The following is an 8,421-nucleotide window of genomic DNA, read 5'->3' as shown; positions in this document are numbered from 1 at the left end:
TACTACTACGTCGTCGCTGCCAAGTTCAAGTGAAATTTCCACCATTTGCTGGCCACCATTGGGTGCAAGGCGCTCTACCTTGAACCAGCGCACCTGATCGGCAATAACAGACTCGGTGTAGTCCTTGCCATCGACCTTGCCATCGGCATTTTTGTCGACTAGGGCGGGCCAGCGCTCCATGAGCTGATTACCGACAATATAGTAGGCGACGGTGTCGATATGGTCTTCATTGTCGAGGGTGTCGTCGTCGTCGTCGAAGCTGTCGCCGGCAATTGGGGTGCAAATAAATAATATGCAGGTTTGGCCTTGGCCGTCGCCATTCATATCACCCGAGGTGTCTTCGTCAACACCTCCGTCGCCGTCGTCGTCAATGTCGTTCTGGGGGTCTTCGTCGGCGCTGCCGTCTTCGTCGTCATCAGCTGAGGGCGGCAACGCCAGCGAGTTGTCGATATAACCGTCGCCGTTATCGTCAATGCCCTTGAGGCCAGGGGCGCCGTCTTGGTTCATGTCGGGGCCCCAGTCCTCGTCAATGCGTTCTGGCTCATCGGGACCGCGCCAAGATTGGGCATCGAGATTAACGAAGTCTTTGTCATTGTTGGCGTCGGCCCAGCCGTCCCGATTTCTATCAATCGTGTGGTCGAGGCTGACCGCGAGTACGGCACTGGCAAAAACGCTGCCAGATTCCGGTGCTTGGGCGGGAATATACTGTTCGCGAACGTGTTCACGCCAAGGGGTTGCTGGCTTGTCTTTTAAGGGGAGTATGAGTAAATGGCTGCCGCGCACTGCGCTGGTCATGCGTTCCATCGCAAAGTGAGCATCGTCGCTTACGCTATTGCGCCGGGCGGTTATACTTTGGGCTTGCAGTGCTTGGCTAACGATACCACCCAGACCGGCAATTAGCATGCTTGTCATGGCGAGGGCGACCATCAATTCGAAAAGGGTCATACCTTGGTCGATGCTGGCTGCGCGCTTGATATTCATTCTATGACCAAACTCTGAACAGATTTATTGGTATTGGCAATGCTAACCTTCACCCAGATAATGCCGGGGTCAACGCCCGTGCGCAGATTATCATCGGCATCGGCATTGTCGGCGTCGTGGGGGGCGATGTATACCTGTCGCTGTAAACTGCGACCGTCGCTACTAATGACACTGTCACTGAGGCTGGTGGCAATGCTTTCATCACCCGCTAGGGCGGCAAGTTCACTGTAGGGCCTGGCCAGCACCGCTTCCATTTTGGCTATTAACAGGTAGTGGTCAATGGCGGCCTTTGTATGGATGTCGCTGCCTCGCACAGCTGTACGCAAAGCATCCATTGTGGGTACTAACAGGATGCTTAATAGCAAAACTGCCATCATGACCTCGGCGTAAGTCATGCCACTTTGTTTGCGGCAGCTGGGCTTCATGGCTGTATTACCACTCTACCAGTGTCGGGGTTGACGATGATTGTTTTGCTGCGGCCGCCGGCGCTAATGGTAAATGTCGCAATGTTGAGTCGGCCGAAATCATAGCCATCATAATAGTTGGGCATGCCTGCCGCGTCGAAACCGAACATATTGTTATATGAAGCGGCGCTCGGTTTCGGGCTGATGCTGACGCTGCTGAGACTGACGTCCTTTAATGCCTCTGATACGCCGAATTGCAGTACTAGGAGATTTTTGGTTTGGGGGTGGCGTACTGTGTATTCAATGATCGGGGGCCAAATAGTATCGTTCAGGTGGTAGGTTTTGATGGTTTGGCTGCTGGTGTTGGCAATGAGACCGTAACTATCGCCTGTGCGCATGGCCTCGGTGCGCGCCACGAGTACTGCCGATTTTACCTCAAAGGCGGCGCGCTGGAGCTTGCGTTCTGCAGAGCCAGGGTCCCTGGCGACTATTACAGCGCTCAAAATACCGATCAGCACGACAACGACCAGTATCTCAAGGAGGGTGAAGCCTTGCTTGCTGCCAATAGGTTTATATTGAGTGGTAGGGGCCCGCATTTTGTTTAGCCAATATGACAGTATATTTTAATACAGTGTAGCGCGTTGTGTAGCACTGGCGAATAGGGCTAGATTAAAACTACCAGTATTCAGGAAATAAGCTTATTTTAAAGGATGATATCTGTTTTTTTGTACTATACTGAGCTTGCTTATTACGCAGCTCTGTCTAGGGTCTGCCACAGAGGAGTATGTGCTCCATCGTAAATATGACAATAATAAATGGTGAGGGGGCTATGGTTAATTTCGGCGATGATCGCTTCGTGGCCCCAGACTTAGCGGGATATATATTGGCATTTACTCCATGCGTTTTTTAAATAAACTGCCGCGGTGGTCATCGGCTCGCAATTCTTATAGTGCAATCGGCCTTGAACTGATGGACGAGGCGGTAAACCTTGTGCAATTCAGTGTCGATGATGGGGTGCCTAGGGCCAGTGCCGCCGCTACCGTTGTTTTTGACGGTGGTCGAGAGGACTTGATCGCTTCGCCCGAGCGGCTCAAGCAGTTACTAAAACCTGTTTTAGCTAAGGACTTTAAAGGCACGCGGGTGCACAGCTGTCTGCCGCCAGAATATTTTAAGCTAATGTACGTCAATTACCGCTTAAACAAGGCGCAAAATGAGGCAGAAGCAATAACAAATCAAATGCGCGAGCGTTTAACTGGCGACCTTGCTGATTATGTTATCGACTATCTACCCGTGCGTACGCAATCGAGCAATGCGGAAAACCTCGCTTTAGTGTCGGTGAGTCCCCGCGATGCGGTTATCCGTTATCTTGAATTTTTACGTAAAGCGGGTTTAACCGCCGATGCCTTGGAAATAGGCCCTGTGGCGCTGAATCGCCTACTGGCGGTAACGAGCAGCTCGAGCGAACGCGATAATCATTTATCGATAACCTTTGGTCAGGAAAAGACCTATTTGTCTGTGCACTCAGGGCGGCGTCTATTGCTAGACCGAGAAGTGGCGTTGGGCGAAGTCCAGGTTATTGACCAGCTCTGTCAGGCGCTGGAGGTGGATCAGGCCTTTGCTAAGCGCATGCTTTATCGTGAACTGAACTTGGGTGTTGACGATCAGTTTGATGCACAAGCCTTGTTGGAGGAACATTCCGATACGCTAATACAAATATTAAAACCACTTTTCGTTAAGTTAGTGGACGAAATAAATCGGGCGATGAGCTACACCGCATCGCAAACTCGCGGGGAGCCAATACGTCATATATTCTTGCTGGGAAGTGCGGCCCACTGGCCCTTGGCTGGCCACTTATTGAGCACACTTGTCAAAATTCCGGTACATGTCCTCTATCCGATCGCGCGCTACGACGCTCTGCAAAAATTTTTGAATATTCCCGATCATCTTCACGACCACTGTCTAGCGGTTGCTAGCGGCTTAGCACTGCGGGGTTTAGTGTTGCGCGGCGAAGGTTTAAAGGGGCTGGATAAGTGACCGAGTTTGATCTAATACCGGAAGATTATCGTCGCCAACGTGCGCTCGAACGCGATCTATTTCGCGGTGGCGTAGCGATCGCGGGCTTAGTCGTTCTGTTTGCGCTTGTGATGCTTGTTTTGCTGAGTCTAACTAGCCAAGAAAAGAAAAAAGCTAAAATTTTATCTAGCCAGCAGTATATGGTGGATATGCAAAGCGACCAAATAAAGGCCCTAGATGCCCAAATAGACGTGATGACTGGCCAGTTAACCGTGCTCCGCGGCTTTCGTGGCGGCCAAACCGCTCCCAATTTATTGTTGGCATTGGATCGCGCGCTGGCGGCGGATAGTGTCTGGCTTTCGTCACTGGAGTTTGGGCGGGCAGGTAGTATGGTCGAGCAGTCTCAGCAGGCCAGCTCAAATGGTTATTTTATTATTTTGCCGCAAAAAGACGCGAATAATCCGGCAAAAGCCTGGAAAATTGAAACGCATTTAGAGTTGCAAGGCTACGCGCAAAATTACGTCAAACTTTCCGATTTTGTCGCCCAGCTTTTAAAGCAGCCGGAGGTAGATTCAGTGAGGGTGCTGCGCTCAGATCTGCGGCCCCATGATAAGGGGCAGATTGTCCATTTTGATATTGCCGTTATTGTGGCCGGCGAGGGTGAGCGAAAATGAATCGCGACGATGTCGGCAGCCTCGACCCTCGATCTATCCGCTTATTAGGCGGTGGATTGGCGTTACTTTTGGTGGCAGCCTTGAGTTTATATGTTGTTAAACCGCTTTGGCTGAATTATCAGTCTATTAAGGCGAGTAATCTAATGTTGGTTAATGCGATGACCCACGGCGTTGATCTTGACCAACAGTTGGCGCAGCGCTATGCCAATATAAAATCAATAGAAGAAAGTCTTTTTGGTAGTAGTGGTGCGATTCCGGCTAAACAAATGGAAGGCTATGTTATTGGCGTTCTGCAGAGTATCTCGTGGCAGCAGCAAGTTAAATTAGACAGTGTGCGGCCCTTGGCGAGTAAGGATATTATGCAATTTCGAGAACTGCCCTTTGAGGTGAGCTTCTCGGGGGATTACTTTAGCTTGTTTAACTGTTTGCAAGCTATTAATAAAGAATTAGGTTTTATTGTGATTGATCAACTTACCATTTCTTCTGACCCGAGTGATCGATCTGGAAGCGCGTTACAAATGAAGTTGCGCATGGCCAGTTACCGGATAATTAATTAATGTGTCGTAAATTTGGCTTGTTACTATTTATGATGAGTATGTGCGCAAATTTGCTTTGCGCACAAACCCGCGATGTTCGTTCGCTGCCAGAATACAATCCGTTTCTTTGGCCAGAAATTGCCGCTGAGCAGATGGGAGCGAAAGCGAGTGTAACAAGTACAGAATTACCGACAGTGCGAGCGATAATGGTGGCTGGGAGCTATCGAGCGGCTAATGTAGATGGGCAGCTGTTGCAGGCGGGCGCCGTGGTCAATGGTTATACAATACTTAGCATTAGTGAACAGGGTGTTATTTTTGGCAAGGGCGGCGTCGAGTACAGCGCAGCAGTTTATCGTGGCGATGAGAAGTGATTATGAATAAGAAATTAGTATGTCGATTGCCACGGGGCGTCTCCAGCATGCACTGGCTAATTGCACTTGTGCTGTTAGTGATGTTGAGTTCGATGAGTAATGCCGCCAGTAAAAATGAACGTTTCTCCATGAGTGCGAAGAGCACGCCGATTGCCGATGTCATGGCAATGTTTTCGCAGAAAGGTCGGGTTAGCATTATGTTGGCCAAAGATGTGGATGGCGATATTTCATTTAATTTATACGATGTCACCCTCGATGAGGCGATTCGGGCGGCGGCCGAGATTGCCGGTTACGGTGCGGAAAAGCGCGGCCGGGCGTATTTTATTATTGAAAAAGCTGATATTGGCACGCGCTCGACGAATGGGCTTACGCGGGTAAAGACCTTTAATATTAATTACGCCAATCCAACGGTTGTCGGTGCTGTTGTCCAAAGTCATTTATCTAAGTACGGCAAGCTAACTGTGGCGTTGGAGCAAAAAATTCTGGTGGTGGAAGATACGCCGGAGTTTTTAGCGCGAATTGATTATTTAATTAAGCGTGTTGACGCCGCGCCGCGCCAGATCTTGATAGAAGCTAAAATTTTAGAGGTGACCCTAAACGATAGCTTGTCTTACGGCATCGATTGGACGCGCCTATTTTCAGTGGATACCGGTGAAATCAAGCAATTTGGCGTGCAAGGCTTAGCCGCGCCTGGCGCACCAGGGTTTTTCGTTAACGTGGTAAACAAGAATATCGATGTACTGCTTGATGCGCTTGAAACTGACGGTCGACTGCGCACCATATCGACACCCAAATTATTGGCCTTAGAAAATCAAGAAGCTTCAGTCGTGGTGGGGGAGAGAATCGGTTATAAAGTCACGACGACGATTAACCAAGTGACCACCGAAAGTGTAGAATTTTTGGAGTCGGGGGTAATTTTGCGAGTTACGCCCTCTGTCGACCATAATGATCGAATCATGCTCGATATTTATCCGCAAATAAGTACCGGCAGTGTTAATGATGGTATTCCGTCAAAAAATACGACCGAAGTGACTACTCAGTTTATTGCCAACAATCAGCAAACAGTGTTTATCGGCGGGCTATTAAAAAACACCGTATCGGAATCTAATAGCGGTGTTCCATTTTTAAAGTCGATACCATTTATTGGCCGCTTGTTCTCTAATATGCAAAACACCAGTTTAAAGACCGAAACCATTGTATTGATCACGCCTTATATCGTGACTAACGACGGTTCCGGCGCCGAACGTTATATTCCGCTAGTTGAAAGCGAAGAGCAGGAGTTGAGCTCAATTATTGCCGAGGGTGAATTCGGCGAGACGGCCTTGCAGCGCAGGGGGGCGGCTCAGGCGCCGGTTTCCGCGGTAGTCGTGCCGCCAACTCCAGTCACCGCTGAACAACCAGCGGTGATGTCGCCAGAATTAAAGACTCGACGATCTGTGAGGAAATTGCACGGGCCCTATCGTTAAGATCCCTGAGGTATTGGCTTTGTTTCGGTGGCGCAAGGCTAGTTTAGTATGTGCGTTATGACGCGGAATTGTTGTGAAATATTGGGATGTATGCTCTGAGAACATTGGTTAATTGACTGTAACAAGCTAGGATGCTCTCTGTGAATATTTATTCTATTTGGGGAGCGTTTAATGCTGCTGCGTATACCGTGCTATGTGCTGGGTTTAACTGCCTTGGCACCGTTCTTACTGGTCGATACTGTTTTCGCTGAGCCGCTGCCGCGTTCAAGTGCAAAGCTAGAAGAAGTGGTGGTGACGGCTCGGCGCAGGGAAGAGAGTCTGCAGGAAACGCCGCTGGCGGTTACCGCCTTAGGCTCTGATTACCTCGAGGCGATGGGTGTTAATTCTATCGCCGATGTTGAAACCCTTAGCCCGAGTCTGCAGTTTTCGCAAACCAATTACAAAGCCCCGGCCATCTTTATTCGCGGAATTGGCCAGCGTTCTGGTAACCCGGTTCTGGACCCGGGTGTGGGTATTTATTTAAATGGCGTGTATGTACCCCGCTCAGATGCCCAGCTTCTCGATGCGGTAGATGTCGCGAATATCCAAGTGCTACGGGGCCCGCAGGGTACTTTGTTTGGCAAAAATAATATTGGCGGTGCATTGCTCGTTGATTCAAAGCGCCCTCATATTGACTCAGTAGAATTAAACGGGCGCTTTACCCTCGGTAGTGATGGTCGCAAAGACGCCAAGCTAAGCGCCAATGTGCCTTGGGCTGGTGACGCGATTAGTACCCGGTTTGCGCTGAGTACCAAGCGCAGCGATGGCTATATTGATAATGTCAGCTCCAGTCATAATTTATTCGATGAAGACCGCATGGCGGTATCTCAGCGCACAATTTGGGATGTTAGCGATACCCTTGAGCTAGACTTTTTCAGCTTCTTTAGCCGGATAGATGAGCGCGGCACCCCCTATAATTGTCAATTCCAGAATAGTGGCGCGATCTTAACCCAGGGGGTTTATCGTGGCGATGGCGGCGAAAATCTGCAAGCTGCCTGCGACGCCAGCACTGCCTTGGCCGATAAGTTCGCGGTCAGCCAAAACGATGACGATGCGGTTTACGCGATTGATAACCAAATGCATGCGCTAACCCTGCGCTTACCCGTGTTTGGCTTTGATATGGAGAGCATTACCAGCTTTGCTTTCCAGAACAATATCCGCATTAGTGGTGATTCCGACGGTACGTCTGTTCGGAGTGTGAGTGTTGGCCCCAACGCCGGCAATATCGTGTTTCAAGGTGGCGGCATGGCCGCGCCTGATGCCGAACGCAATCAATTTACCCAAGAATTAAAGTTTAATGGCAGTGTACTTGATGACACGCTAAATCTAACTTTTGGTGTGTTTTACGCGCGTGAGGAGTTAACAAATACCCTAGATGGTACCGACGTTGGTGATAATGGTTTGGTGGGTATTCCGGGTAGTGCAGCGGTCGATTTGCCGGTAGCGGTTCCGCCGGATTTGCTACTACCGGTGCAAGCCAATACCGCTTCCCTAGCGGATTACCTAAATGAAACCAAGGCGATTTTTGCCCAGGGCTCGTGGGATGTTTACGACTGGCTGCAATTGACGCTCGGCCTGCGTTATACCGAGGAAGAGCGCAGCAGCGTACACACCATGGTTGTACCTGATTATGAGGAATACGCGAACCGCCTCAATGCCCAGATCGGCAGTAATCCAGCCATTCTTACCCCAGTGGCCCATGTTATGGACGGGATATATAACCCGGTTAGCCGTGATCAGTACTTTGCCTATCAAGCGCCAGAGGTGCCCTTGGTGTTTCTGCCGTCGATTGCCGGTAGCACAACGTTTTCTGAATTTACGCCGCTATTGACCGTCAATATGATTGCGCCGGACGAGTTGGCCAGCCGCTTAAATCTGGATAGTTTGATTGCCTATGCAACGGTCAGTGACGGCTTTAAATCGGGTGGTCTGGACGT

Annotated in this window: 9 protein-coding genes; 6 read left to right on the top strand and 3 right to left on the bottom strand. The window is 49.9% G+C overall.

The window, feature by feature from the left end; all coding sequences use genetic code 11:
- From ABYT30_RS12115 to ABYT30_RS12105, 3 genes are all read right to left on the bottom strand, one after another.
- The coding region (locus tag ABYT30_RS12115) for a PilW family protein (RefSeq protein ID WP_373096698.1) at positions 1–981 on the bottom strand (981 nt) is incomplete at its 3' end.
- On the bottom strand, positions 978–1,406 hold the full coding sequence (locus ABYT30_RS12110) for a type II secretion system protein (RefSeq protein WP_373096696.1): 429 nt from the start codon (positions 1,404–1,406) through the stop codon (positions 978–980). The genes ABYT30_RS12115 and ABYT30_RS12110, both read right to left, overlap by 4 nt.
- Positions 1,403–1,981: a prepilin-type N-terminal cleavage/methylation domain-containing protein gene (locus ABYT30_RS12105; RefSeq protein WP_373096694.1), complete on the bottom strand. Its 579-nt coding sequence runs from the start codon at positions 1,979–1,981 to the stop codon at positions 1,403–1,405. Before ABYT30_RS12105 ends, ABYT30_RS12110 begins: the two co-directional genes overlap by 4 nt.
- 301 nt (positions 1,982–2,282) lie before the next feature.
- On the opposite strand from ABYT30_RS12105, the gene pilM reads away from it, so the two are divergent.
- The 6 genes from pilM to ABYT30_RS12075 all read left to right on the top strand — a co-directional run.
- Complete coding sequence (gene pilM, locus ABYT30_RS12100) at positions 2,283–3,419, top strand: pilus assembly protein PilM (protein ID WP_373096692.1); 1,137 nt, start codon at positions 2,283–2,285, stop codon at positions 3,417–3,419.
- A complete protein-coding gene (locus ABYT30_RS12095) occupies positions 3,416–4,072 on the top strand; it encodes a hypothetical protein (protein WP_373096690.1) in 657 nt (218 codons plus the stop codon). The genes pilM and ABYT30_RS12095 overlap by 4 nt, the downstream gene beginning before the upstream one ends.
- Positions 4,069–4,629 carry a type 4a pilus biogenesis protein PilO gene (pilO, locus tag ABYT30_RS12090; RefSeq protein WP_373096688.1) on the top strand — a complete coding sequence of 187 codons (561 nt, stop codon included), beginning with the start codon at positions 4,069–4,071 and terminating at the stop codon, positions 4,627–4,629. Before ABYT30_RS12095 ends, pilO begins: the two co-directional genes overlap by 4 nt.
- A complete protein-coding gene (locus tag ABYT30_RS12085) occupies positions 4,629–4,979 on the top strand; it encodes a hypothetical protein (RefSeq protein WP_373084376.1) in 351 nt (116 codons plus the stop codon). The genes pilO and ABYT30_RS12085 overlap by 1 nt, the downstream gene beginning before the upstream one ends.
- A gap of 2 nt (positions 4,980–4,981) precedes the next feature.
- On the top strand, positions 4,982–6,445 hold the full coding sequence (locus tag ABYT30_RS12080) for a type II secretion system protein GspD (protein ID WP_373096686.1): 1,464 nt from the start codon (positions 4,982–4,984) through the stop codon (positions 6,443–6,445).
- A 171-nt stretch (positions 6,446–6,616) separates the two neighbouring features.
- Positions 6,617–8,421 (top strand): TonB-dependent receptor (locus ABYT30_RS12075; protein WP_373096684.1); only part of this gene is annotated, 1,805 nt, incomplete at its 3' end.

Source organism: Zhongshania sp. (assembly GCF_041623545.1).
Classification (GTDB): domain Bacteria; phylum Pseudomonadota; class Gammaproteobacteria; order Pseudomonadales; family Spongiibacteraceae; genus Spongiibacter.
The sequence above is the reverse complement of the archived record's forward strand: the minus strand, read 5'-3'. Positions and strand labels throughout refer to the sequence as shown.